Annotated in this window: 27 protein-coding genes and 1 pseudogene; 8 read left to right on the top strand and 20 right to left on the bottom strand. The window is 61.5% G+C overall.

Annotated features, from left to right (window positions below):
• Window positions 1–24: 24 nt before the first annotated feature.
• From traF to traJ, 4 genes are read right to left on the bottom strand one after another with little or no spacing between them, the layout of a single operon-like run.
• Window positions 25–561, bottom strand: a complete 537-nt coding sequence (gene traF / locus Q8L25_RS17785) for a conjugative transfer signal peptidase TraF (RefSeq protein ID WP_308920629.1) — start codon at window positions 559–561, stop codon at window positions 25–27.
• The gene (locus tag Q8L25_RS17780; RefSeq protein ID WP_308920628.1) at window positions 558–2,468 is read right to left on the bottom strand and encodes a type IV secretory system conjugative DNA transfer family protein; all 1,911 of its coding nucleotides are present in this window, start codon (window positions 2,466–2,468) and stop codon (window positions 558–560) included. The genes traF and Q8L25_RS17780 overlap by 4 nt, the downstream gene beginning before the upstream one ends.
• The gene (gene traI, locus Q8L25_RS17775) at window positions 2,465–4,714 is read right to left on the bottom strand and encodes a TraI/MobA(P) family conjugative relaxase (protein ID WP_308920627.1); all 2,250 of its coding nucleotides are present in this window, start codon (window positions 4,712–4,714) and stop codon (window positions 2,465–2,467) included. Before traI ends, Q8L25_RS17780 begins: the two co-directional genes overlap by 4 nt.
• A 55-nt stretch (window positions 4,715–4,769) precedes the next feature.
• Window positions 4,770–5,153 carry a conjugal transfer transcriptional regulator TraJ gene (gene traJ, locus Q8L25_RS17770; RefSeq protein ID WP_308920626.1) on the bottom strand — a complete coding sequence of 128 codons (384 nt, stop codon included), beginning with the start codon at window positions 5,151–5,153 and terminating at the stop codon, window positions 4,770–4,772.
• 356 nt (window positions 5,154–5,509) lie between these two features.
• On the opposite strand from traJ, the gene Q8L25_RS17765 reads away from it, so the two are divergent.
• Genes Q8L25_RS17765 through Q8L25_RS17755 form a run of 3 tightly spaced genes read left to right on the top strand, consistent with a single transcriptional unit; the run spans window position 5,510 to window position 7,019 of the window.
• Window positions 5,510–5,857, top strand: a complete 348-nt coding sequence (locus tag Q8L25_RS17765; RefSeq protein WP_308920625.1) for a TraK family protein — start codon at window positions 5,510–5,512, stop codon at window positions 5,855–5,857.
• Complete coding sequence (locus Q8L25_RS17760; protein ID WP_308920624.1) at window positions 5,857–6,582, top strand: conjugal transfer protein TraL; 726 nt, start codon at window positions 5,857–5,859, stop codon at window positions 6,580–6,582. The genes Q8L25_RS17765 and Q8L25_RS17760 overlap by 1 nt, the downstream gene beginning before the upstream one ends.
• Window positions 6,582–7,019: a conjugal transfer protein TraM gene (locus Q8L25_RS17755; RefSeq protein ID WP_308920623.1), complete on the top strand. Its 438-nt coding sequence runs from the start codon at window positions 6,582–6,584 to the stop codon at window positions 7,017–7,019. The genes Q8L25_RS17760 and Q8L25_RS17755 overlap by 1 nt, the downstream gene beginning before the upstream one ends.
• Here Q8L25_RS17755 and Q8L25_RS17750 read toward each other — a convergent pair.
• The 3 genes from Q8L25_RS17750 to Q8L25_RS17740 form a co-directional block, all read right to left on the bottom strand.
• Window positions 6,999–7,613 (bottom strand): IncP plasmid survival protein KfrC family protein, encoded by a 615-nt coding sequence (locus tag Q8L25_RS17750; protein WP_308920622.1) that lies wholly within the window; start codon window positions 7,611–7,613, stop codon window positions 6,999–7,001. The genes Q8L25_RS17755 and Q8L25_RS17750 overlap by 21 nt on opposite strands.
• Window positions 7,614–7,645: 32 nt before the next feature.
• The gene (locus tag Q8L25_RS17745) at window positions 7,646–7,990 is read right to left on the bottom strand and encodes a KfrB domain-containing protein (RefSeq protein WP_308920621.1); all 345 of its coding nucleotides are present in this window, start codon (window positions 7,988–7,990) and stop codon (window positions 7,646–7,648) included.
• 153 nt (window positions 7,991–8,143) lie between these two features.
• Entirely contained in the window at window positions 8,144–8,815 is a 672-nt protein-coding gene (locus Q8L25_RS17740) for a DNA-binding protein (protein WP_308920620.1), read from the bottom strand.
• A gap of 253 nt (window positions 8,816–9,068) precedes the next feature.
• Here Q8L25_RS17740 and Q8L25_RS17735 point away from each other — a divergent pair, with 253 nt between their 5' ends.
• Both Q8L25_RS17735 and Q8L25_RS17730 read left to right on the top strand, forming a co-directional pair.
• The gene (locus Q8L25_RS17735) at window positions 9,069–9,776 is read left to right on the top strand and encodes a DUF6088 family protein (RefSeq protein ID WP_308920619.1); all 708 of its coding nucleotides are present in this window, start codon (window positions 9,069–9,071) and stop codon (window positions 9,774–9,776) included.
• Between the two features lie 205 nt (window positions 9,777–9,981).
• Window positions 9,982–10,596 (top strand): nucleotidyl transferase AbiEii/AbiGii toxin family protein, encoded by a 615-nt coding sequence (locus Q8L25_RS17730; RefSeq protein ID WP_308925748.1) that lies wholly within the window; start codon window positions 9,982–9,984, stop codon window positions 10,594–10,596.
• Between the two features lie 142 nt (window positions 10,597–10,738).
• Here Q8L25_RS17730 and Q8L25_RS17725 read toward each other — a convergent pair.
• The 3 genes and pseudogenes from Q8L25_RS17725 to Q8L25_RS17715 all read right to left on the bottom strand — a co-directional run.
• A pseudogene (locus tag Q8L25_RS17725) lies at window positions 10,739–11,107 on the bottom strand (helix-turn-helix domain-containing protein); the annotation flags it as partial.
• 248 nt (window positions 11,108–11,355) lie between these two features.
• Complete coding sequence (locus Q8L25_RS17720) at window positions 11,356–11,601, bottom strand: hypothetical protein (protein ID WP_308920618.1); 246 nt, start codon at window positions 11,599–11,601, stop codon at window positions 11,356–11,358.
• Complete coding sequence (locus tag Q8L25_RS17715) at window positions 11,598–12,374, bottom strand: hypothetical protein (RefSeq protein WP_308920617.1); 777 nt, start codon at window positions 12,372–12,374, stop codon at window positions 11,598–11,600. Before Q8L25_RS17715 ends, Q8L25_RS17720 begins: the two co-directional genes overlap by 4 nt.
• 258 nt (window positions 12,375–12,632) lie before the next feature.
• Between Q8L25_RS17715 and Q8L25_RS17710 the strand changes: the two genes are divergently transcribed.
• Complete coding sequence (locus Q8L25_RS17710) at window positions 12,633–14,117, top strand: hypothetical protein (protein WP_308920616.1); 1,485 nt, start codon at window positions 12,633–12,635, stop codon at window positions 14,115–14,117.
• Between the two features lie 38 nt (window positions 14,118–14,155).
• Here Q8L25_RS17710 and Q8L25_RS17705 read toward each other — a convergent pair whose 3' ends face one another.
• The 3 genes from Q8L25_RS17705 to kleE form a co-directional block, all read right to left on the bottom strand.
• Window positions 14,156–15,496, bottom strand: coding sequence for a diguanylate cyclase (locus Q8L25_RS17705; RefSeq protein WP_308920615.1), 1,341 nt, complete (start codon window positions 15,494–15,496; stop codon window positions 14,156–14,158).
• A 404-nt stretch (window positions 15,497–15,900) separates the two neighbouring features.
• Entirely contained in the window at window positions 15,901–16,836 is a 936-nt protein-coding gene (locus Q8L25_RS17700) for a ParB/RepB/Spo0J family partition protein (protein WP_308920614.1), read from the bottom strand.
• Window positions 16,833–17,135 (bottom strand): KleE stable inheritance protein, encoded by a 303-nt coding sequence (gene kleE / locus Q8L25_RS17695; protein ID WP_308920613.1) that lies wholly within the window; start codon window positions 17,133–17,135, stop codon window positions 16,833–16,835. The genes Q8L25_RS17700 and kleE overlap by 4 nt, the downstream gene beginning before the upstream one ends.
• A 322-nt stretch (window positions 17,136–17,457) precedes the next feature.
• On the opposite strand from kleE, the gene Q8L25_RS17690 reads away from it, so the two are divergent.
• Window positions 17,458–17,718, top strand: a complete 261-nt coding sequence (locus tag Q8L25_RS17690) for an AlpA family phage regulatory protein (RefSeq protein WP_308920612.1) — start codon at window positions 17,458–17,460, stop codon at window positions 17,716–17,718.
• A 23-nt stretch (window positions 17,719–17,741) separates the two neighbouring features.
• Here the strand turns inward: Q8L25_RS17690 and Q8L25_RS17685 are convergent, their stop codons facing one another.
• From Q8L25_RS17685 to guaB, 3 genes are all read right to left on the bottom strand, one after another.
• The gene (locus Q8L25_RS17685) at window positions 17,742–18,932 is read right to left on the bottom strand and encodes a tyrosine-type recombinase/integrase (RefSeq protein WP_308920611.1); all 1,191 of its coding nucleotides are present in this window, start codon (window positions 18,930–18,932) and stop codon (window positions 17,742–17,744) included.
• A 406-nt stretch (window positions 18,933–19,338) separates the two neighbouring features.
• Window positions 19,339–20,949, bottom strand: a complete 1,611-nt coding sequence (gene guaA / locus Q8L25_RS17680) for a glutamine-hydrolyzing GMP synthase (protein WP_308920610.1) — start codon at window positions 20,947–20,949, stop codon at window positions 19,339–19,341.
• Between the two features lie 67 nt (window positions 20,950–21,016).
• Entirely contained in the window at window positions 21,017–22,477 is a 1,461-nt protein-coding gene (gene guaB, locus Q8L25_RS17675) for an IMP dehydrogenase (protein ID WP_308920609.1), read from the bottom strand.
• Window positions 22,478–22,851: 374 nt separating this feature from the next.
• Here guaB and Q8L25_RS17670 point away from each other — a divergent pair, with 374 nt between their 5' ends.
• Window positions 22,852–23,031, top strand: coding sequence for a hypothetical protein (locus Q8L25_RS17670; protein WP_308920608.1), 180 nt, complete (start codon window positions 22,852–22,854; stop codon window positions 23,029–23,031).
• Between the two features lies 1 nt (window position 23,032).
• On the opposite strand, the gene Q8L25_RS17665 is transcribed toward Q8L25_RS17670, so the two are convergent.
• The 4 genes from Q8L25_RS17665 to Q8L25_RS17650 all read right to left on the bottom strand — a co-directional run bounded on the left by Q8L25_RS17665 (window position 23,033) and on the right by Q8L25_RS17650 (window position 24,239).
• Complete coding sequence (locus Q8L25_RS17665; RefSeq protein WP_308920607.1) at window positions 23,033–23,281, bottom strand: hypothetical protein; 249 nt, start codon at window positions 23,279–23,281, stop codon at window positions 23,033–23,035.
• A 9-nt stretch (window positions 23,282–23,290) separates the two neighbouring features.
• Window positions 23,291–23,545: a hypothetical protein gene (locus Q8L25_RS17660; RefSeq protein WP_308920606.1), complete on the bottom strand. Its 255-nt coding sequence runs from the start codon at window positions 23,543–23,545 to the stop codon at window positions 23,291–23,293.
• Complete coding sequence (locus tag Q8L25_RS17655; protein WP_308920605.1) at window positions 23,542–23,853, bottom strand: hypothetical protein; 312 nt, start codon at window positions 23,851–23,853, stop codon at window positions 23,542–23,544. The genes Q8L25_RS17660 and Q8L25_RS17655 overlap by 4 nt, the downstream gene beginning before the upstream one ends.
• Window positions 23,854–23,981: 128 nt before the next feature.
• A complete protein-coding gene (locus Q8L25_RS17650; protein WP_308920604.1) occupies window positions 23,982–24,239 on the bottom strand; it encodes a hypothetical protein in 258 nt (85 codons plus the stop codon).
• Between the last annotated feature and the right edge of the window lie 20 nt (window positions 24,240–24,259).

Genomic DNA, 24,259 nt, shown 5'->3' with positions numbered 1-24,259 from the left:
GGCTTGCGGTTCAAAATGGGCGTGCTACCAGGTGAGCACGGGAACGATCACGGTCTTCACCTGCGCGCGCTGGATCGGGCCGAAATAGCGCGCGTCAAAAGACCTGGGGTTGGCATCGGCCATCAGCAGCAGCTGGTACTCGCTGAGGATGTACCGGTCCGCCTGGTAGCGGGCCATGGGGCGCTGGTTGCCGTCGGCAGCCAGCGGCGCGCTGTGCGCAAGCAGGCGGCCGTTGACGCACACACCGTCAGGCCCCACGCTGACCATGTCATTACCGGCGCCAAGCACTTTCTTCATCATGTAGCCGTAGCCACCGGGACAGAAACCCGCGCCGATATAGCCGCGCCGCCGTGCTTCCTCGAACACCCCGATCTGCGGTGGACAGAACATCACGTAGCGCCCGGGGGCCACCGGTGCGGAACTGGTCCAGTACAAGCCGAGCGGGATGCTGCGGCTGCTGTTGATGCGGGCACCCGCGACATGAGCGGCCATGCCCAGCACCAGCAGCGCCGCGAACAGATAAGCGCTCCAGGCGCCCAGTTTCATGGCGGTCCGGTTCATAGCCGTATGCCCTCGCCGTCCGCAGGCCGGTGCGCATGGCGCAACTTGTCGCTTTTGGCCGGTGCCGGAACCGAGGCGCGGGCCTGGAACACCGGGTCCTGGAAATACAGCGGCTGGCGGCCATAGATCGCCGGATAGCCGGCCACATAGACGACCATGTCGCCGGCCTTCTCGATGTCGCCGCTGCCTGACTTGACCGGGCCTGGCATGCGCAGGCATTCGTCGGGCGTGAGCAGCGGGCGCTGCGTCTCCTGGATGGTGCGCGACACCTGCGCCAGCAAGGCACTGGTGCGCCGCCCGCTGGTGGTGACCTGCTCCTTGGCCACGGTGGTCTGGCCGGTCAGTTTGGACAGGTGCTCGGCCGTCTCCAGCCGGTTTGGCGGATAGGCGTTCTGGATATGGCAGCTCGACGTGATGCTTTCATCGGGGCCATAGCCGGTTTCGCGGCTCTTGAGCTGGTTGATGTCCTGGCAGATCAGGTAGCACTTGATGCCATAGCCGGCCAGGAAGCCCAGCGACTCCTGCATGATATCGAGCTTGCCCAGGCTGGGAAATTCATCGAGCATCATCAAGAGGCGGTGCCGGTAACGGGCCACCGGGCGCCCGTTTTCAAAGCTGACGCGGTCGGCCAGCTGACGCACGATCATGTTGACCAGCACGCGCACCAGTGGGCGCAGGCGCGCCTTGTCGGTCGGCTGTGTGACGATGTACAGGCTCACGGGGCTGTCGTGGTGCATCAGGTCGCGGATACAAAATTCCGAGCGGCTCACGTTGCGCGCGACGATCGGATCGCGGTACAGCGACAGGTAGGACTTGGCCGTCGACAGCACCGAGCCGGCTTCCTCCTCGGGCCGATCGAGCATGTCGCGCGCGGCCGAACCGACCACCGGATGATTGCGCCCGCCAACGTGGCTGAACGTGATCATCTCCATCCACAGCTCGCCGATGCCGCGATTCGGGTCCGACATCATGGCGTCGACCACGGACAGGGTGGCCGTCGTGCCTTCGGCGCGCGCCTTGTACAGCGCATGCAGAATCACGCCGACGATCAGCGCCTGGCTGGTCTTTTGCCAGTGCGTCTCTAACCCCTTGCCGTCCGGGTCGACGATCAGGGTGGCGAGGTTCTGCACATCGCCCACCTCATGCTCGGTATCGAGGCGGATTTCGTCGAGCGCATTCCAGCACACGCTGCCCTTGGCGGCGGCCGGCTCGAAATACAGCACCTTGTTCCCGGCATGCTTCTGGCGCCAGCCCGAGGTCAGCGCCCACAGCTCGCTTTTCAGGTCGGTGATGACGGCGCTGTGCGGCCAGGCGAGCAGAGTCGGCACCACCAGGCCGACGCCCTTGCCCGAGCGCGTGGGGGCGTAGGTGAGCACATGTTCCGGCCCGTCGTGGCGCAGATAGTGCTGCCGGCCCGCCCGGTCCAGCCAGGCGCCCACGTACACGCCGCCGCTGGCCGGCTGCGCGCGCCGCGCCAGCCGCTGCCACAGGGCTCGATGCCGGGGCAGCAGGCCGGCGGCGCGGATATCGGCGAGGTTCGCCCAGCGGGCCGACCCGTGCAGGTATTCGCTGGCGCGGGCCGAGTTGACCGAGATCATCCTGGCCACCAGCAGCGCGATCAGGCCGATGCCCGCCACGCTTATGCCCACGCTGCCCGCCTGCATCACGGCGTCCGGGTACTGGCCGCGCCACCTGGCCGCCCAGCCGACGATGGCCCAGGGGGGATAGAACTGGCTGGCATGCCACCCCAGCGCGCTCTGATATTGAAAAACGTGGGCAAAGAACTGCGTCGCCGCCTGGAAGCCGCCAAGCAGGGTGAGCGCGGCGAGCACGGGAATGGCCTTGCCGGCGCCGCGCCGAGCGCTGCGCACCTGTGGGCCGACTGCGTTATTGAACTTGTCTTTCATCTGGTCCGTCCTTTCGTCTTGATGACGCCATCCGGCGTCACGGTGACGGCATCTCCAGGAGAGAGCTTGCGCAAGCGCCTGGCTGTTCTTTCGCTGACCGGCAGGACCATGGTTGCTTCGCCCCGCTCCAGCAGCGCCAGCACTTGGCCACCGGCGTCGTGCAGCCCCGCAAAAACAGCCCTTCCCTTGACACCATCATATCGTTCAAATTTCGATATATCGGATAATCCCGGCCTTGTTTGTTCCCGCTCAAGCAGGAACGCCTCCACCGCCGCCGAGGCCAATGTCCGCTTGTCCGCTACGCTTCGCCGCCCAGGAACATGCCGTCGCACGCGCTGATCTGCTGCGGCTGGTTGCTGCTCCACGTGACCAGATACATCACGCGGCAATAACACTTCAGTTCCACTTTTGATGCGAACCATACCGAGTTGCGGCAGCTCTCGCAGGCGGTGCCTGGCTGCGGGCGGCGGATGGCGTCCAGGGCCGCCAGCGTCGGGCTCGGGGCCAGTTCGGGATGCGAAGGCGCGCCGTGGTTTGGCGTCGGCGGCGAGGTCGGCGATGTCGGTGAAGCCGGCGGCGGCGCGCGCTCCAGCGACTCCAGCGCCCGTTCCAGCAGCGCCTCGCGCTGCGCTTGTGCCGGGCTCAGCGCCCTGACGTGGTGATCCTGCTTCTCCATCGTGGTTCTCCTTCGTGCCCCGGGCACGCAACAGGTCTTGACGGCGCCGCTCCAGCACGGCATCGTCGAACGTGACAGCCAGGTGCGCGGCAGCCGCCGCCTGGATGACCTGGTCCTGGAACGCGGCGCTGCCGCCGATATGCAGGCAGCGCCCATAGCGCGCCACCGCCATGTCCAGCGCCAGCTTCAGGCCCACTTGCGTGGCGCCGCGCGTGATTTTCAGCTTATGCCCGTCATCGCGGATCGTGGTCGCGCCAGCGCAATAGATGAGTGTGCCTTGCTTGGTCACGCTGTCGTGCAGTAGGCCGGCTGGCGGCAGCAGTTGGTTCGCAGCATCCACCAGCGGCCTGCCAGCCAGTGTGTTGCCATTCAAGCCGTGGCTTCCCCCGCGTGCGCGCAGGGCCGCCAGCGCCTGAGTGTCGCCAGCCTGCGCACGGGTGCGCAGCCAGTCGGCCCAGGCCATTCTCCCGTGCTGGCTACGGATGGCCCGGCGCTCCGCCAGGTAGGCGCTGTTGATACGCGCGATGTCCGCCGTCAGCGTTGTCGAGGCCGCCGCATACAGGATGCGCTTGACCAGCGGGCCGCAGGCAATCAAGCGTATCGCCGTCCGCTTGAGCCGGCCCTTGCGCTTGGCCTCGGCAATCAGGCGTTTGTGCTGCGCGCGAGCACCGGCCAGCATGTCGGTGCGGACCGAGACGGCAGCTTGCTGCTGTTCTTGGTAGCGCGCATACAGTTCGTCGGTGGGCACCCCCAGGTGCAGCGGCCGGCGCGCAGGGCCGCTTCTCACATCTGCCACACCAAATGGCCCGGGAACGAATGGCCCCAGCCGCGCCTCCAGGCGCGCCTTGCTGCAGTCGCGGTGCACGGAACTGGCCTTCACGGCCGTGCCGTCCGCAGCCACGATCACCAGGCCGTTGCCGCGCTCGCGCAGCGCCAGGCCGTGCACCAGCAGCACGCCATGCAGTGCCTGCCATGAGGCAGCATCGCGCATCTGCGCGTGGCATGTGCGGCGCACCAGGCCCAGCATGCTTTCGACACCGGCCTGGCGCTCCATGTCCATGGCGCGGCTGGCGGCAGTAGTCTGGCGCGCCTGGTGGTTATCGCGCAGCAAGCCGAATTCGTCTTCCAGCACGGCACACAACTGCCCCAGCGTAGCGTGATCACGGTATGGCTGATGGATCGTGTAGCGGGTGGGATGGATCTTGTTGATTGCGATGTGCACGTGCAGGTTGTCCGTATCGTGGTGCACCACGCTGATGCGCTGGTGCGCGCCGTAGCCCAGGCCGTGGCAGATGCGCGCTTCCACCGCCTGCAGCACGGCCGGGGCCGGCTCTTCGCCGGCGGGAAAACTGAGGATCAGGTGATAGGTCTTGTCCGTTACTGCGCGCTGGTTCTGCGCCTGCGTATTGAGGATCTCGGTGATGGCAACGACGGCCTGGTCGGACTGGCAGTTCGTTACCGTCAAGCAGCCGACGCGTTCCCGCTTGGCCTGCGTGTCGGCCAGGTAGGCCAGCAGGCTGGCAAAGCCGCTCTTTTTCGCGACCTTCATGGGAACATGCTTGGCGATCACCGTGCCCTCCCTGCTGTCTGGCGCCGTCTGTCGCTGGCGCGTGCTTCCAATTTTTTTAGCTGCTAAATTGCGAACCACCGTGCGGCAACACTATTGCGCGCATAACAGCATGCATCTGGTCCTGGGTATCGGCGATCTTGGCCAGCACTGCGCGGATCGTCGCCTCGCCGAAGGCAGCCGTGCGTTCGTCATTTGTCAGCCAAAGCTTCAGTAGTCCGCCCAGCCGTCCCAGGTCGCCATTGATGCGCGCCAGCTCCTCCACGCGGCGATGATCGAGGATGCCCGGCAGCCGGTAGCCAAGTCCGACCCTGCGCAGATAGGCGGCGACCGGCAAGCCCGCCGCTGCGGCAAGTCGCTTGATCTCGGCCTCTTCGGCTGGCAGCACCGGCACGCGCAGGTGGCGGGCCTTACGGGTGGCGGCGGGTGTTGGGTTTTCCATGGTGTGCTCCTGGTTGGCGTAGATAGCGCAGGCCTTGGCAGGCCTCGCAGAGCAGGATCTCCGTTGAGCGCCGCAGGCGCGAATAAGGCCCAGTGAAGATAGCGAACCGGCCTGCCGGTTAGCTAACTTCACCTATCCTGCCCCGGTCCGCACGGCGACCGGGCCATTTAATCGTAGGACGGCCTTTCGATTTAACCCTTGTTTTGGCACAAAGCGGCGCGAATTTCATCGGTCAATATATCGAAACGGGCCTGATGGATGGACGCCGAGGCACGCCAAGGGTTCGTCGATCTGGCAACAGCGGCCAAAGCATGTCGGCGGTGTAATTTCCTTGCGGATGATGGAGGGCCAAGGACGTGAATAAACCCTATCCCGAGCAGCTGGGCGAATGGATCAAGGGAACCAGGCCCGCGCAACGCGACCAGTACCTGGTCGCTTTCCTGGCCGTCAGCGACGATGTGCGCGCTGCCCTGGCGGCGGGTTTTTCGATGTGCTCCATCTGGCGCCACCTGCATGCGCTGGGACGCATACCGTTCGGCTACGATACCTTTCTCAAGCACGTGCACCGCATGCAGAAATCCAGCGCCCCAGCGCAGCAGGCACGCCCGGCCTTGCCTGCGAAAGGCAACAGGGCACCAGCTCACGCGCCGGCACCAGCCGGATTCACCTTCAACCCAGTCCCCAAGAAAGAGGAGCTACTGTAATGGCCAATATCCACATGATGTTGCAAGGCAAAGGCGGCGTCGGCAAGTCGCTGAGCGCCGCCATGCTTGCCCAGTACATGCACAGCAAGGCGGCTATACCGCTGTGCATCGATACCGATCCGGTCAACGCCACCTTCCACGGCTACCAGGCGCTGCAGGTGCGCCGCATCGAGCTGATGGAGGACGACGAGATCAATCCGCGCGGCTTCGATGCCCTGATCGACCTGGTGGCCCAGTCCACCGGGGACGCCATCATCGACAATGGCGCCAGTTCCTTCGTGCCGCTGTCGCATTACCTGATCAGCAACCAAATTCCCGCCTTGCTGGAAGAGCTCGGCCACCAGCTGGTAGTGCATACCGTCATCACGGGCGGCCAGGCCCTGCTCGATACCGTCAGCGGCTTCGCCCATCTCGCCAGCCAGTTTCCGGAGCAAACCCGCTTCATCGCCTGGCTCAATCCCTACTGGGGTCCGGTCGAGCACGAAGGAAAAAGCTTCGAACAGATGAAGGCCTACCTGGCCAACAAGGAGCGCCTGTCGGCCATCGTTCGCCTGCCCGAGCTGAAGAAGGAAACCTTCGGACGCGACCTGGCTAGCATGCTGCAGGAGCGCCTGACCTTCGACGAGGCGCTGGCCACGCCGGCGCTGACGCTGATGACGCGCCAGCGCCTGAAGATCGTCAAGCGCCTGGTGTACGGCCAACTCGATGCCGCGATGGTGCTGTGATGGGCGACCAGACCGAGGAACTGCTGCGCGAGATCGCCGCGAAGCACGGCCTGGCGGTATCGCGCGACGATCCCATTCTGATTTTGCAAACCATCAACAACCGGCTGATGCAGGATGGAGCCAAGGCCCAGCAGGCGCAACTCGACCGGTTCAAAGAGGAAATGGAAGCGCTATCGCAGCGCTGGAGCATGGACGCCAGGGGAAAAGCGGAACGCATCCTCAACGCGGCGCTGGCCGCCGCCAGGGAGACCATGGATGGCGCCATGCAGGAAGGCGGTGCCCAAGCAGCCAGGGCCGCACGGAGGGAAATCGACGGCGCCTTGCAGCAGCTCGCCGCGTCCGTGCGCGCCGCGCATGCCGTCGCCCTACTGAATATCGCAGCCGGCTGCCTGGCGATCCTGGCGGCGGCGGTGGCCTTATGGACCGTGATGCGATAGACCCAGCCGGGTGCCGCGCGCGGATTGCAGCGAGTGGCTGCGGTCAAGCCCCTGCTGTTCCGCCCTCTGGCACAGCAGTTGGTGCAGGCGCTGCGCCTGCTGCAGTGCGTCCCAGTCGCTGGCCAGTTCGGGCTGCTGGGCGCGCAGCTTGCGGGTGGCGAGTTCCTCGATGCGCGGCGCATGCACGCCCATGCTGTCGCGCACCTCGCGTACCAGTTCAAGGCGGCCCAGCAGGCGCTGCATGGTTTTTTGTTGCTGCTGCATCTGTTGCTGCCACTGCGTGCGCTTGCCGGGCAGCGCCAGCATGCCAGGCTGTCCCAGCTGCGTGCGCTGCAGGCGCGACGCCTGCGACTCGATCAGGTTCTCCAGCCTGTCCTCAATGCGCTCGACCTGTTCGTGCTTGGCCTCCACCTGCGCCGCCAGCGCCGCGCCATATTGCGACTCCAGCGGCGCGGCCTCCAGCATCGCCGTCTGCTCCAAGTGTTCGCCCGCCGCCTGGTAAAGCTGGCTATCGGCCTGCATCTCGGCGTTGCCGCTTCGCGCGCCAGCCTGCGCGCTGGCGCCTTGCTGTGGCCGCTCCATCGGTATCTTCATGATCGCGCCTCCGCTATCAACGCGGCCACCACCTACCGGCTCAGCTTGCGCCCCTGTTTGACGCTGGCGCCGCTGCTGTGCGCCAGGCCGTCTTGATAGCTGACACTGGTGTCGATGCCCGTCCCAGGTACTTTAGCGAAATCGCCGGCGGCGTGCTTGATCAATGTCTTGCCTACCTGCTGGTACACGCTGGCGCCATCGGCGTGCACGATGACGCCGGCATACGTCTTCGCCTTGTCGGCCGGCTGCGCCAGGTAGATATCGTAGATGCCGGGCTTGATCGCCCCGGCCTTGTCCACCTTGCTGGTGGCCCATTGCCCGCCCTGCTCGTTCTGCAGCAGGCGCTGCCCGTTCATCACCAGCACTCTTTGCTTCATCAATACGCTCCTGTTGACCAATACCTGTTCCAGACGATGCTCCGCCGCCCGCCATTTTAATGCCGCCGGCTCAACCCGGGCCTCGCCATGCGCAGACGACAAGGCCTGCATCAACGGCCGCGTCGCCTGATCGCCGCCTCCGCGCGGATGCCACTACTTGCGCGCTCCCTGTCGTGTGAGTGCCGCCGCCTCTGCCTTGGCGGCTTTGATTTCATTGCGGCTGGTCACGTGGGCCTGCGCCAGTTCAGTCCTGGCCTGGGCCGTCGCCTGATGGGCATGGTCGAGCTCAGTGCGTAATTCCTGGGCACGGCGCTCGATCTCCTGCACGCGCACTGCCGACAGGGCGGCAGCGGCCTGCGTTTCCGCAAGCGCGGTTGCCATCGTATCTTTCTGCTGCACCAGTTCCCGCACCTCGCCTTGCGTGCTGGCAAGCTGGGCCTGGCATGCCTGCAGTTCAGCCAGTACCACTTCGTAGGCATCGGCCATCTGCCGCGCCAGCGTTTCCGCTTCCCCGCGTTCGGTCTCCCACGCCAAGTGCGCCAGGCGCAGCGACTCGCCCGCCAGTGCTTGCGCCTCGTTCCATACGCCAGCCAGGGCCGTCAACCCCGCGTCGCGGATCTTGTCCGGCACGCTGGTGGCGGCCATGCCGGCCTGCACCGTATGCGCGCGGCGCCATTCGCGCATCCCCGCGCTGGCGTCGTTCATGCTGACCCTGGCCGCCTTGCGCACGGCATCCACGGTAGGAAACGCCTCCCCGCCGCCTTGAGCATGCAGAGCATCCGCCGCTGTGCAGATACGTTCATAGACTTCCGCAGATAAGGGCATGACTGCCTCCGTGACTCACCGTGTAGGAATAATATTATTCCTACTATTCCTATCGATTTTGATCTGCGGCAAAGGTTCGGTATCAGGGGCGAAGAGCTGCGCGCATCGCCTGCGACGCAAGACAGGAGGCCCCGCTCTCAACTGTAAGCCAGTAAGGCGGCAGCGCATTTCCGTCCAAAATAAAACTACATTTTTCGGACATTTCTTGCTCCTTGTCCGAAAAAGAGCTATAAATATCGTACAGGAGGTAAGCATGTCCGAACTCAAAGCCAGCATCGACGCGATGGTTGAGGCATCAGCGCCGGGACAGGTCTGGGTGCCTACGGATTTCAGCCAGCTAAGCAAGCGAGACGCCATCGACAAAACCTTGCAGCGCATGGTGCTGGCGGGAGAGTTGCGCCGCGTCGACCGGGGCCTGTATGACCGGCCCCGGCTCAGCGGCCTAACCAAGCGGCCCACCGCGCCGGACTACCGTGCGGTCACCGAGGCGATTGCACGCAGGGACCAATTGCGCCTGCTGGTCGACGGCATGACGGCCGCCAATGATCTTGGACTGACCGATGCGGTACCGGCCCGCGTCACCATCCACACCGACACGCGCCGCCGCACGATTCAACTCGACAACATGACCATTGAATTCAAGCACACGGCGCCCAGCCGGTTGTACTGGGCCGGGCGTCCGGCCATGCGCGTGGTGCAGGCGCTGTACTGGCTAAAAGATACCTTGCCGTCTGACCGGGCCGCCATCCTCAAAAAACTCAGCAAGATCCTGGCCGACACGGCACATGGTGCCGCCATCCGCCAGGATCTGCTCGATGGCTTTGGCATGCTGCCGGCATGGATGCAAAGCCTGGTGCGCGAACTGCCTGGCTGCTGCGATCCGCAACAAGCAACGAAAGCGCAGCATCCGCCCTCTGGCAATGTAAAGACCACCAGCACGGGACTGCACACGACCCCATAGGGAGACCCGCTTTGAACCCGGCGTTTCACACCATCATCAACGCAAGCGAGGCAGACCGGCGCGACCTGTTTCTCGGCGCGGCCACTCGCCTGGGCACGGCGGTTCAGAACGTGGAAAAAGACTTCTGGGTCTGCTGGACCTTGGATGCGCTCTTCGATAGCCTAGCGCCTGCCGGGCCACGCCTGCTGTTAAGGGCGGCACCTCGCTGTCCAAGGCGTTCGGACTGATTACGCGGTTTTCCGAAGATATTGACATCACGGTGTTCCGCGACGACCTGGGCTATCCTGCAGAAGTTGCCGACCTTGAAGCGCTGAGCGGTAAAAAGCGCCGCGTCCGCCTGGACGCCATCCGCACCGCCTGCCAGTCCCACGTCGCGGGGCCACTGAAAGCGCAACTCGCCCATCTGGCGGCCACCGTCATTGCCGCTGGCCACCACCGGCTGGAGCTGGATGCCGATGACAAGGACGGGCAGACACTGCTGTTTTGGTACCCGGCTGTCACCGGCGCCGACGGCGGCTACATCCGTTCGGCGGTGAAGATCGAGGCAGGCGCCAAGTCAGCGCTCGATCCCCATGTCGCCGCCACCGTCACGCCCTATGTCGCACAGGACTTGCCGGACCTGGACCTGGCCGTCACCAACGTGGTCACCGTGCAGCCGTCCCTTTTTTGCTTACTTCTTCTTTGGGACGGGCGGGTGGACGTGGATCGGCAGTGTCGGATGCTTCGGGGCATTCGGCGCGTCTACATGCCGACGGCGATCATCGGTGCCATCTTCTTTTTTCGGTTTTGGACCTGGTTTGATGTTGTACGTCATTTTTGACTTCCTAAGTTTGCAATCACGTCGACTGCTTTCCATAAATGGTTAGTATTACTAAAAATTCAAGTGGCGAGCGTAAAGATTCCCACACCACTTGAAGCGGTTCTGTCGAATTGTTGATGAATCGGTGGAATTTTCCTGGCATTGTTCGTTTGCTGACAGGATTGACCCTCTCATTTTGACCCTCCCGCCACACCCTCGCGAACGCCGCGACCCTGTCGTAAGACCGCTCGAACCTCAATTCCTTCAAGTCCTCATGGATATGCTTCAGCGTGCGCCGCTGCTTGCGTGACTTGGCCGCCTCAATCTTGAGGAACGCTGAAAGTTGGAACGCGTATTTGTCGATGGCGCGGCTGGAGCGCCGCTCAGCGTAGGCTGGCTCTATGGTTTCCGAGCGCAGGTAGCGCCGGACGGTGTTTCTGGAGATACCCAAACGCCTCGCTATCTCTCTCAATGGGACTTGGTCACGAAGGTGCCAGCGTCGAATAATGCCTAGTGTTGCCACGTCGATCACTCCAATTCCCCACTCAATGTCGTGAGTAGGATTGTGTCTTAAACGTGGGTCAGTTTCGTGTGCAACTTATGCGGCAAAGTGGGTCAGATTTCGCTGCAAATCAATAGCACTGGGCCAACGAGGGAAAATCCCGCCTTTGATCGGTAACGCGACGGAACCGCCTGCTTGGGCCATATCTGTTCTGTATTCCGGGGTACGGTCCGCGCGAAAAACAGTATTCGAAAAAAAAGCGGCCACTGGCCGCTTCCTCATGCTGACTTGCGCTTTCGGACGCTGGAAGATTCTGGAATGTCGATGGCGGACGGTCCGAATACACCCGAGCGGGCTTTCCGGCTAATCGCTTTACCACTCAGCGTGATGCGGATCCTGCCTTGGGATGGTTTAACTTCACCAATGATCGGCCCAACCATGGAAGCGACCTTGGCACGGCGCGCGGCAGCTGCCAATTTATAGGCGCTGGTCGGACTGGCGGCGGGCTTCTTCAAAGCGGTCATGGTTCAATCTCCTGCACAGAAAGTGATTGGTACAGATAGTTTAGCAGGATCGCCCAACTGCGACTATCTGCTTTCAAGTCGAAGCGCATATCCCGGCCCCGGCCGTGCACGTTCCACCAGTCGGGCTCCACTGCGATGACCTCCTGGACCGTTCGGCACGCACGCAAAGCCTCGGATGGCGCCATGTTCAATTCGGCGGGTGTTAGACGGGCGTCAAACCCGAATTTTGGCCAAACGGCGAATCCGACGAAACCATCTGGGTCGTCCGGATCGATCGGTCCGTTTCCAGCCGCGAAAAGCGAAATGTGGTCAAAGCCGAGGCGGTACGCCGAGATGGCCATCAGGCCGAATGCGACCGTGGCCAGGCGTTCGGGAGCATCCACGGCAAGTACCAGCCGGCGGATATAGAGCGCGTCGACATGTAGGGATGTACCGTCCTCATCCCTGTAGGCGATGACGCTGGTGTTCTCGTCTTCTGCCATGAACGGGTTGTTCGACATAACGTCCAGGCCTGCTGGCGCCTCTCCGCGCTCCCCTACTCCTAGCGCCCACACTGTGGAGCCATCCGGGATCATGAACAGCCTGCCGGTCTCGCACTCGTCGAGATCTAGCGTGTCGCCGTCGGGTTGCTCAATCGTGATGCCCCCGAGGCGGGTATCGCCGTCGCGCTGATAGAGCTCGCCCTGAAAGTACTCGCGGGCAACTTCATGCTCGGTGAGCATGGCTTCCGCAGCTCTCAAGTTGTCGCGGTCGAAGGGGTCGTTTGGATTCATCAAGGCATTGTACTGAGATTGGCGGGCGGCCAGTCGATATTTTCAGAAAGCCGGCTACCCCCGACGCACCTATGGTCTTCAAACAATGTCGCCGTACTGTCATGTCCAAGGATATAATCTGGCTGGCTACCGTCGCCTGCCGCACGCGCCCGAAAGGGTACGACGAAGACGGGAATATCCAGAACCCTTCCATATCTTGGTTTGTACCTATGGGCGGTCCGCAAAGCGTGCACCGGAAACATCGCTCTTGGAGAAACCATGGATACGCAACAACTCAAGCAGTTGGCTGGGTGCCTGCGCGCCTTTTTAGAAGACGCCGCGATCGAGATCGGGCATGGTCAGGCGCTCGACCTCAGCGCGTCGCTCGTTGGGCTGCGAAATTGGCCCGAAGTCCAAGCCTTCCCTCAGCGCGTGCAAGCGCAGGAACTTGACCTGTCAGCTACAGCTCGTCTGGCCTACCGGCTTGCCCGCAGGCACAAGCACGAAGTGAGTTCAGCTGAATTACTGCAGCTGCTGCTTCCTCCTGCCGACTTGCAAAATGCCTCGACACCGCAGATCTGGCCAGCTGGACCTGAAGCCGGGGTGTACGTCACGACGTCTCAAGCGGCAATTGATGCGTTGGTGGAGCTATACCAAGAAGCGACAGACGGCGCCGTGTTCTATGCCGAACGCGCCGGCGCGAAACATGACGCCGCCATCAACCTCGGCGACGGCGGGCTCTGGTCGAGTGGACTGGAACGAGTCCCGAGTGGCACATTGATCGTGCTCGGACCAGTTGAACTCGATCAACAGTCGTGGCGCGAAGCGAGCGATCGGGTTGAGATGGCCTGCATCCGGGCGGAGAGTTCCGGCCATCGGGTAGCGATCCTGTTCGACACCCCAACGCCGACGCTGCTAGGCGCTGACGCGACCACGATGTTGCTCGACAAGGGATACGACGATCTTCATGAATATCTGGTCGGCACCGTCGCTGAAGATGGCACTCTTCAGCCTGGTCTCGTTCAACAATACAGCGCACCTCTCAAGGGCCACGCAGTGACAGAGACGCACTCCCTTCCAGGGCCGGTAAAAGACCAGCTAAACGCCATGCTTGCGAAGAGAAATCGAGGCATCATTGCGCTGGCGTCAATCGAGGACGTCGAGAATCACGGTGCGAAAATTGGTGAAGCTGCCCTGGCATTGACGGAGCATCTTGGCTTGGCAGCGCGCATCATGCCGCGCCATCGCAGCAGCATGAGCAAGTTCGATCAGGTACCGGAGGCGGTAGGTATGCTGCCTTTTCTTCCCTCAATCGAAAGCGCATACGCCCAAGGTTACAGACGGTTTCTAATCGATCCGCGCTATACCGAAACCGAGGTATTGGCGCGGTTTGTCGACAATTCATTGTTCATCGCCTGTACCTATGCAACAACCGTCGACGAACTCGCAATGCACACAGTCGAAGCAAAAGGCCGCAACCCATCGCTATTGCCCTGGCTTCTCGCCGCTGTGGTAGTGGCGCCTATGCAGAATCAGGTGGAAACGGAGGTTTTGACGGACCTGTATATCGGTGTCGAGGACGCATGTGTCGACGGTGCGGACGACGTCTTTGATTTCGTGGCCAGACACCGGACGATACGAATTGAAGATCAGTTCAGGGCCTTGGTAGGCAAGGGTGAAATTGATATCGCCGCCGCAAGCGAGGCCGGGATTGGACAGCGAACGATAAAGCGTCTGGCGCGGCTGCTGGGTGGGGCGGAGTAGCACAAGGCGGAAAGGGGACGCCCCCCCCCCCCTTTCCTTTAGGAGTTAGAGGAAGCGCGCTCCAATGCATCTACCCGAGAGTTCTCGTCTTTAACGCAAACGCGGTTTCTCCCAAGCGCCTTCGACTGATACAGTCCCTGATCGGCCGCTACTATCAACTGGACCGGGGTACTCGCAACCTCAAATTTTTCAAACGTATGCACACCTGCGCTGACTGTGACAAAGCCAGCCGCTGCCCCGCTGTGTGGAACAATCAGCGCGGCGACCTGGCGGCGAATACTCTCCGCGACACACCATGCTCCGGCGGCATCGGTATCAGGCAGGAGGACGACAAGCTCCTCCCCACCGTATCGCGCGCTCAAATCGCAGGGACGGTTGACTACCCCGCCAACGGCCGCCCCTACCTGGCGTAGACAGGCGTCGCCTGCGGCATGTCCGTATATGTCGTTATATTGTTTAAAGTTGTCCACGTCTACCATGATCAACGAAATTGGGGTGGCGGTTCGCCTGGCATGGCTAAATTCTTTTGCCATCGCCAAATCAAAGCAACGTCGATTGGCCAAGCCTGTCAGACCATCCTGCATGGCGATCTGTTCGAGCGCTTCATTCGCCGCCAGGAGTTCGGCGCGGCTTTCCAGCAACGCCGCCTCGGCTGTGGTGCGACGTTCGATCTGTCGAGTTAACCGCAATCCCAGAAATCCAAGGCCAGCCACCAGCAGCGTCATCACTGCTGCGTGCATGAGGACGTCCATCCGCCAATTAGCCAGTGCATCGTCGCGCGACAGCGCCGCCAGTATCACGAGGGGATAGGCTGCAGAGCGGCGATGGCTGTTGATACGAGTGCCCCCATCCAGGCTGGAAGTAAAAATATTGGTAGCGACGGGCGCCTGAGGCAGGTATTTGCTAAATAATGGTCCTGCCGAGATGTCCCTACCAAAATAAGCGATATCAAACGGTCGGCGCAGCAGAATGGTGCCTTTGTCCGTTGCCACCAAAAGCGCGCCATGCTTTCCGATGTCGAAGCTTTCATAGAACTGCCGGAAGTAATCCATCAGAATCGTCGCCAGGATCACGCCGGCAAACGTGCCGTCGCGTGCGTTCAAGCGCCATGAAATCCTCACGATCCACTCGCCGGTGGATTTGCTGCGTATCGGTGAGCCAATGTGGGGTGATCGTGTCGAATGAGTCTTGTGATAAATAAAATAGTCGCGATCCGAATTATTCAGACCAACTGGCGGACTTGGCTGCGAGTTGACAATCCACGCTCCGCTTGGCCCGTAAACGAATAGTCCGTGCAATTGTGGAAGCTCAGCCACGCGTGCTGCCAAGAGGGCGTGCAGAAGACCAAGTTTTAATTCATTGGAATCGCCATTTTCCATCCGCTCTGCCAGACGACAAGTGTGGTGTCCGCCTCTTTGAAAGTATCGTAAGCATGGTGCGAAAGCGATTTCGCCAGATTGACGGAAGCAATTTCCGTTTCGCGAAGCTGGAAAGCACGTGTGCGCCATAGTTGCCATGCGTCAAGTACCACAAGCGCAATGCATAAAAAAACAACCAGGATAGCAACACGTTTAGAAAGCGACAGCTTGATCCAGCGTGTTCTCGGGATGGCCGGTGCGGCCGCTTGGATTTCGATAGGCTTTATGTAAGTATCAAACGCGCTTTAACAAAGGCGAATGACTGTTTTGGCCGAAAGCGGTCGGTCGCGCTGGCTCAGTGTACGATGTTGTTGCTCTTAGGACAAGCGGCCAGTTTGTTCGTCGCTATAAGACAGCGCCAGCCATCATTCGCCAGCGCCTAGCAGTCTCAGGGGCTGAACCTCGGCAAGCGCAATTTCGACTTCAACGCCATCCTCGTGGCGTATCCATGCCCACCCCTCCCCACCGGGACGGCGCCCGAGCAACAGGACACACTCGCGCTGCTGGTGCAGCACCACGACACCGCCACAGCGCCAGCGGCGGTGGCCCGTGTCGCCGGGAGCGGCCACCAAAGCGGGCGCCTCCTGCTGCACGGGATCTGCTCTGCCCTCTTCAACAACCGGCTCCTCCTCCTGGCCAAACTTCTCGCCCAAGAAGGCGCGCAGCAGCTTGACAGCGCCGCGCGTGATCTCTGGCTCGCCCTCGCCCAGCCAGGCCGCTACCGCATCCGGATGCGACTTGTAGGCCGTCACCAGTTCATTAACGGTCGTTACGTCGCGCACCCTGCCCTGGTTGAACGCCAGGGCGATCGGCTCGGGCAAGTCCAGCAGGGCCGCGTGCTGCGTGACGAAGGCGGGCGACTTGCTGATATTGCTGGCGATCTGCCCTCGCTTGAGCCCCTTCGACAGTTCGCGGCCGATGTAGTTGGCGATTTCCCGTGCCGTCAGCTCGTTGCGCTGCAGATTTTCCACCACTTGGTCGGTCGCGCTATAGTCGTCGTCAATGAAACCGGGAATGGTCGCCAGCTGCGCCAGCCGCGACGCACGGTAGCGTCGCGCGCCATGATTGATGATGTAGCGCCCGGGCCTGTCGGGATGGTGGCGCACCGAGATCGGCGTCTTGACGCCGCGCAGGCGAATCGAGGCAGCGAGTTCGGCCAGGCTGTGCGCTGTAAAGCCAGGATTGGCGGCCGAGCGCGGCTGCCCGGGATCTTCATCGATATGGTCGAGCGGCAGCGCCAGCGGCCGCCCTTCCGGCGTGGGGTCCACACCATCCTTCGGCTGCGCACCAATCTTTTTCATCGTGGCGCATCCGGATCGCCATACGCGACGAACCAGGTCAAGTAGCAAAAGAAGGCAAAGTGCAGCAGCAGCGCCCAGCCGGCATGCGCACCAGGCGTATCCCACAGCACCAATGTGCGCATCAATTGGAGCAGCACATCGCACGCCATGATCAAGCGCAGCGCTGGCCAGCACAGCACGGCAACGACCCACAGGATTTTACGCAAGCAGGGTCTTGCTGGCGGCCCTACGGTAACCAACGGCGACTTCGACGATTTTTCTTTGCCGGGATCGGATGGAAACTGGATGATGTCTGCCATGTTTCGACTCTTTCGCGTTTGGCCTGCTGCACCGTGCAGCTGATACGCCGACATTGCCATCGTCGCCCCGCCAGCTGTCAGCGGCTTTGATGCAAAGCAAACTAGCGTTCCGCTATCGAAGCATTTTTTTAGCAGCTAAAGGCGGTTTGAGCGCTCCTTGCGTGCACACGCCACGCAGGCATGCACGCCGCATTGATCCAATCGGCATTGCACGAGAAATCCGATTGAAACGCCGTTTCAGCCATCGGATACTGGGTTCAGGAATTCGAAATAATGATTGTTACCAGACCGGATTCCCACTGACCTAAGGAGGGCTTCCATCATGCGCATTCGTCCAATCACCACCACCGACCTGCTGACGCCAGGCCGGGTCTTGATTAAGCGCAGCCAGTTGCTGCAGAAAGTGCCGCTCTGCGAGCGCACGATATTGAATATGGAAAAACGCGGCGGCTTCCCCAAGCGCTTTACCATCACGTCGCGCCTTGTCGCGTGGGACCTGGCCGAGGTCGATGCGTGGATCGCCGCGCAGCAAAGCGCAGCCTTGCCAGGGTGCGCTCCGGGTGCGAAAAAAAGCACGTCCTAGCCTGCCGCGTCGGCACGCGGACACTAGCTGGCGGTCCACCCATCGATCATGTCTGCCCATTCCTGCAGCATGCCGCGCCGCTGCTCCGCATACTCCGCCTTGTTATACACGGCTCTGACGCCCTTCTGTTCGTGCGCCAGGCATTTCTCGATCCAGTCCGTGTTGTAGCCCGCTTCGTGCAGCAGAGTCGAGGCGGTGCGGCGCAAGTCATGCGGCGAAAAGCCGTCCAGCATACAGCCGTCATCGGCGGCGTTCTTGACCACGGAAACCAGCACCGCGTTCAGGGTCGCGCCATTCATCGGCCGGTCAGGATCGTACCTGGACGGCAGCACATAGCGGGACCCGCCGGCGCAGGTCTTGAACGCGACCAGCATATCCATGGTCTGACGCGACAGATAGACGTTATGCGGATTTCGTCTTTTCATGCGCGCGCCAGGGATCGTCCATAGCGCATGCTCGAAGTCGATCTCCGACCAGGTGGCGTCGGTCAGTTCCGACTTGCGCACCAGGGTCAGCAGCAACATCTTGCACGCCAGGCGTACCGTGGCGGCGCACTGGGCCCGGTCCAGATACTGGTAGAACAATTTGATTTCCGCCGGCGTCAAGGTACGGTCACGCGGCTCGAAGGTTGCGATCGACGATGGCGGCACGCGATCGGCCGGGTTAGGATGCTTTTCCCCGCGCGCTTCGGCATACCTGAAGACCATCATCACGATCTCGCGCGCGTGCACGGCCACCGCCGGCGCCTGGCGTGCAACGATGCGGTCGCACAGTTCGCGCAGAATCTGATCGCTGATTTCCGATAAAAGCAAGGAGCCAAACGCTTTTTTCAGGTCCCGCTCATATGTCCAGCGGCGCATGGCGCGCGTCGATTCTGCCATCCTGTGTTTGTCGAGCCAGCGTTCGGCCCAGACAGAAAACGGTTCCTGTGCCTTGCGCCGCCGGATGTTCTCTTCTTTCGTGCGCGCCGGCGACACGCCTGCGGCGACGGCCTTGCGCGCCTCGGCAAGCGCTTCGCGCGCTTCACGCAAGCTCATGCCACCCACGCCATACCGGCCCAGCGTGACGGTCTCCTGGCGTCCGTTCACGCGATAGTTATAGCGGAAGGAAATGCTGCCGGACGCCGCCACCATCGCATACAGTCCGTCCCGGTCCGCCACCTTGTAGGGCTGCCCGGTCCCCTTGATATTTTTGAGCTTTGCATCTGTCAGCATATTTGCCTCCAAACGTATACCATCACACCAAAGAAACAATCAATAAAATCAGTAACTTGCATGCGATTTTAGACGCTGTTTCCATTGCATGAATGGCACTAAAGCCGGCAAAAGTACCATCAACGATTCCGGCGTTTTCCAGACTTGGAAAAACCAATAAAAACAAGGACTTATCGCGCTGTATACCATCACGTATACCATCAAGGCCCAACCGCGCCTGATGGTATACGTATCTCCGTAGCATCATCCCAAGAACGCCATACCATCTTGAGTACCATCAAAAGAACCTGCTCGGCGTTACCTGAGGTTGCCTGACAATGCGTCCCAAAATGAAAAAACCCCTGAAAAATCAGGGGTTTGTCTTGATCGTCCTACCCGGCTTTGCCAGCGGCTGCCGGACGGGAGATTATTCCCACTCAATCGTCGCCGGCGGCTTGCCCGAAATATCATAGACCACGCGGTTGATGCCGCGCACTTCGTTGATGATGCGGTTCGAGACCTTGCCCAGCAGCGCGTGCGGCAGGTGTGCCCAGTGCGCGGTCATGAAGTCCTGCGTCTGCACTGCGCGCAGGGCCACCACCCATTCGTAGGTGCGGCCGTCGCCCATCACGCCGACCGATTTGACCGGCAGGAACACGGCGAAAGCCTGGCTGGTCGCTTCGTACCAGTTGGTCGGCACGCTGTCCTGGTCGAAGCCTGGCACCACCACCGGCTCGTATGGCGTGTTGCGCAGCTCTTCGATGAAGATGGCGTCGGCGCGGCGCAGCAGGTCGGCGTAGTCTTTCTTGACTTCGCCGAGGATGCGCACGCCCAGGCCCGGGCCCGGGAACGGATGGCGGTAGACCATGTCGTGCGGCAGGCCCAGGGCGACGCCCAGCTTGCGTACTTCGTCCTTGAACAGTTCGCGCAAGGGTTCGAGCAATTTCAGTTTCATCGTGTCCGGCAGGCCGCCCACGTTATGGTGGCTCTTGATGGTCTGGCCTTTTTTACCTTTGCCGGCCGACTCGATCACGTCCGGGTAAATCGTGCCTTGCGCCAGCCATTTGGCGTTGACCAGCTTGGCGGACTCGACCTGGAACACTTCGACGAATTCGCGGCCGATGATCTTGCGCTTCTGCTCGGGATCGGAGACGCCGGCCAGGTGGCCCATGAACTGGTCTTCCGCATCGACGCGGATCACTTTCACGCCCAGGTTCTTGGCGAACATGTCCATCACCATCTTGCCTTCGTCCAGGCGCAGCAGGCCGTGGTCGACGAACACGCAGGTCAGCTGGTCGCCGATGGCGCGGTGGATCAGCGCGGCGGCGACGGACGAATCGACGCCGCCGGACAGGCCCAGGATGACGTCGTCGGTGCCCACTTGCGCGCGGATTTTTTCGACCGCTTCGCTGATGTAGTCGGGCATGTTCCAGTCCGATTTGCAGCCGCAGATTTCATGCACGAAACGGCCGATCATGGCCTTGCCCTGCACCGTGTGCGTCACTTCCGGGTGGAACTGCACGCCGTAGAACTGGCGCTCTTCATCGGCCATGGCGGCGATCGGGCAGCTTGGGGTGTTGCCCATCAGCTTGAAGCCTGGCGGCATTTCCAGCACTTTGTCGCCGTGGCTCATCCACACTTTCAGCATGCCGTGGCCTTCGTCGGTGACGAAGTCGGCGATGCCGTTCAACAATTTGGTATGGCTGCGGGCGCGCACTTCGGCGTAGCCGAATTCACGCACCAGGCCGTTTTCAACCTTGCCGCCCAGCTGGGCCGCCATGGTCTGCATGCCGTAGCAGATACCGAGTACCGGCACGCCCAGCTCGAACACGGCTTGCGGCGCGCGTGGCGAGTCGCCTTCCAGGGTGGAATTATGGCTGCCCGACAGGATCACGCCGGCGGCGCCATAGTTGCGCACGAATTCTTCGCTGACGTCGTACGGGTAGACTTCGGAGAACACGCCGGAATCGCGCACGCGGCGGGCGATCAGCTGGGTGACTTGGGAGCCGAAATCGAGAATGAGGATTTTAGAGTGCATGATGGAGGACTTTATCTGGGTTCAATTGCAAGACCGGCGCACTAGGCGCCGGTCTGATTGTCGCTATTTACTCGGAACGGTAATTTGGCGCTTCTTTCGTGATCTGCACATCATGGACATGCGACTCGCGCATGCCGGCCGAGGTGATTTCCACGAATTCCGCTTTTTCGCGCAACTCATCAATGGTGGCGCAACCGCAGTAGCCCATCGATTGACGCACGCCGCCGACCAGCTGGAAGATGATCGCCAGCACGCTGCCTTTGTAGGCGACGCGGCCTTCGATACCTTCAGGCACGAACTTGTCGGCCTTCATGGTGGCATCCTGGAAGTAGCGGTCAGCCGAACCGTCCGACATGGCACCCAGCGAACCCATGCCGCGATACGATTTGTACGAACGGCCCTGGTACAGGATCACTTCGCCCGGTGCTTCTTCGGTACCGGCAAACATCGAACCCATCATGACGGTCGAGGCGCCCGCGGCCAGCGCTTTCGAAATATCGCCCGAGAAGCGGATGCCGCCGTCGGCGATACATGGCACGCCCGTGCCGGCCAGTGCTTCGGCCACATTCGAGATCGCGGTGATTTGCGGCACGCCGACACCGGCGACGATACGCGTGGTGCAGATCGAGCCTGGGCCGATGCCGACCTTGACGGCGTCAGCGCCGTACTCGACCAGCGCCTTGGCGGCGGCGGCGGTGGCGATATTGCCGCCGATAACTTCGACTTGCGGGTATTTCGTCTTGATCCAGCGTACGCGGTCGAGGATGCCTTGCGAGTGGCCGTGGGCCGTATCGACCACCAGCACATCGACACCGGCGGCAACCAGCAGGTCGATCCGCTCTTCATCCTTGGCGCCTACGCCGACGGCAGCGCCGACCAGCAGCTTGCCCTGGCTGTCTTTCGACGCGAACGGGTGCGAAGTCGACTTCTGGATATCCTTGACGGTGATCAGCCCGCGCAGTTCGAACGCGTCGTTGACGACCAGCACGCGCTCGAGGCGGTGCTTGTTCATCAGCCGCTTGGCTTCGTCGCGGTCGGCGCCTTCGGTGACATACACGAGTTTTTCGCGCGGGGTCATCTTGGCGCGCGCTTCGGCGTCGAGTTCCTGTTCAAAACGCAAGTCGCGGTTGGTGATGATGCCGACCACGGTCTTGCCTTCGACCACAGGGAAACCGCTGATGCCGTATTGTTCGGTCAGGGCGATCACGTCGCGGATTTTCATTTCCGGCGGAATCGTGATCGGATCGCGCAATACACCGGCTTCGAAACGCTTGACGCGGGCTACTTCGCGTGCCTGGTCTTTCGGGTTCAAGTTCTTGTGGATGATACCGATGCCGCCTTCCTGGGCCATCGCGATCGCCAGACGGGCTTCGGTCACCGTGTCCATGGCTGCGGACAGCAAGGGAATATTCAGGGTGATATTGCGGGTCAAGCGAGTTTTGAGGGACGTATCGGCGGGCAGAACGTTGGAGTAGGCTGGGACGAGCAGCACGTCATCGAATGTGAGTGCTTTTTGAAGTAGACGCATAGCATTTCCTATTGGCGCAAAAGCAGATTATACAGAAATTATCAGCTTTTGTCTTGAACCATTGCAAACCACTGCCGACATAGTGAAAATGCGGCAGTTGCATTTTTCAAAAGGTCTGGAAAGGTCTGGAAAAGTCTACATTTTCGCCCTCGTTTCGCCCTCGTTTCGCCCTCTTTTTCGAAGCTATTTCGCGCAGGGCGCCGGCCGCTTACTGAGGTGGCGCAACCGTCCGCCAACCCTTGCAGGTGACAATAAGATACGCGTTATTTCAAAGGGCAGCAATGAGACGTCAACTTGCAGCCATCATCTTACCAGTACTATCCGCCTGCACTATCAATGGCAGCGCTCGCAATGGCAGCGGTGACTTGGTGGGCATGGATAGCTTCGCCCTCGCTGCCCGCTACGGCACGCCGGCCAGCTACCAGCAACAGGACGACTACCTGCAGCTGAACTACGGAGGCTCCGCGGCTGGTTGCAGGCTGATCGTGCTGATCGACCAGGACCAGCGCGTAGTGGGCTGGCTCAGCGCTGGCAAGGCATGCGCTGCACCCTGATCTATTCAGGCGCTGGCGGCTGCTGCATGACGACGCAGTGCCCGCCATCCAGCTGCACCCGCAGCGAGGCGCGGATAAGCCCTGGCATGCCGACGCGCGGCCCCAGGCTTCGATCCAACTCATCGGCCGTCGCAGCGATCTTGCGCAGACGCCGTACCTCCCACAAAAGCGTGAGAACATCTGCCGACTCGTTGCGGCCTTGGATCTCTTTCAGGTGCTCGATGCTGAGCGGCGCTCGAATCCTACTCATTGCAGACTCTCATCGCACACTTCGATCGTTCCATTCCAGCTCTGCAATGGATGGCTCCTCGTCAAGGTCGGCACGTAAAATATCACGGATCATCTCTACCTCTCCGTCAGTCGGCCCGAGACTACGCTCCAGCTGGTCCGCCCTTGATACGATTGTGCGCAGGCGCCTGATCTCCCGCAGCACTGCGAGCATGTCCGGCGAATCGCTGCGCAGGCGAATTTCCACCAGTTCGACTGTCGTTAGGGGCTTTCGAAAATTGCTCATGACCGCATCGGTCGAACGTTCCTGGTGTCAGCTTCAGGCTCTGGCAGGGCCAGATCCAGCGCGCAAAGCCACGACTGCGCAAACTCGACAATCTTGCCCTCTGCATTCGTTGTCCGCTCGAAGCCGGCCAAAGTGAATTTTCCGTCGTTCGCCCAGACGATGTGCGGATCGAGCAATTCCATATAAGGGCCTGGCCTGCCGGGCTGTGTGAGCCGCGCCACTTTCACTGGACGCCGCAGCCCCTGATCGGTCACGTCCATGATGACCAGCAACCCGTAGTGTTTGACGGTGTACCGGTCATTCAGCATGCGGCGCTCCACTGCCACCCCGGCTGAGCGCATCTTAACCACTCTTATCTTCATAGTGCCAACCAATAATACTGTATATGCATACAGTATATCGGCTTGCTGCAAGTTGTACAGTAAACAATTACGTATTAGCGACAACCCGCAATAACCGCCTCCAACTCACCCTCATAGTTCCGCCCGCGCACCCAATCCCGCGCCAGCGCCAAAATGATCTCGCCATCCGTTGCCGTCGACGGCAGCTTGTCGAACTCGTAGGCCGGGCGCTGCGGCACCTCGCCGATGCACGGCACCATCACCGGCACCTCGACACGCACTGGCGCCAGGGGCGCCGTGGTGCAGCCGACCAACGCCAGCATGACAAAAAAGACTGCCAGGTGGCCGGGCAAGATTGAGCATCCATGCGGCG

The organism is Janthinobacterium sp. J1-1 (genome assembly GCF_030944405.1).
Lineage (GTDB): Bacteria > Pseudomonadota > Gammaproteobacteria > Burkholderiales > Burkholderiaceae_D > Janthinobacterium.
This window is presented reverse-complemented; position numbering and strand designations above follow the sequence as displayed.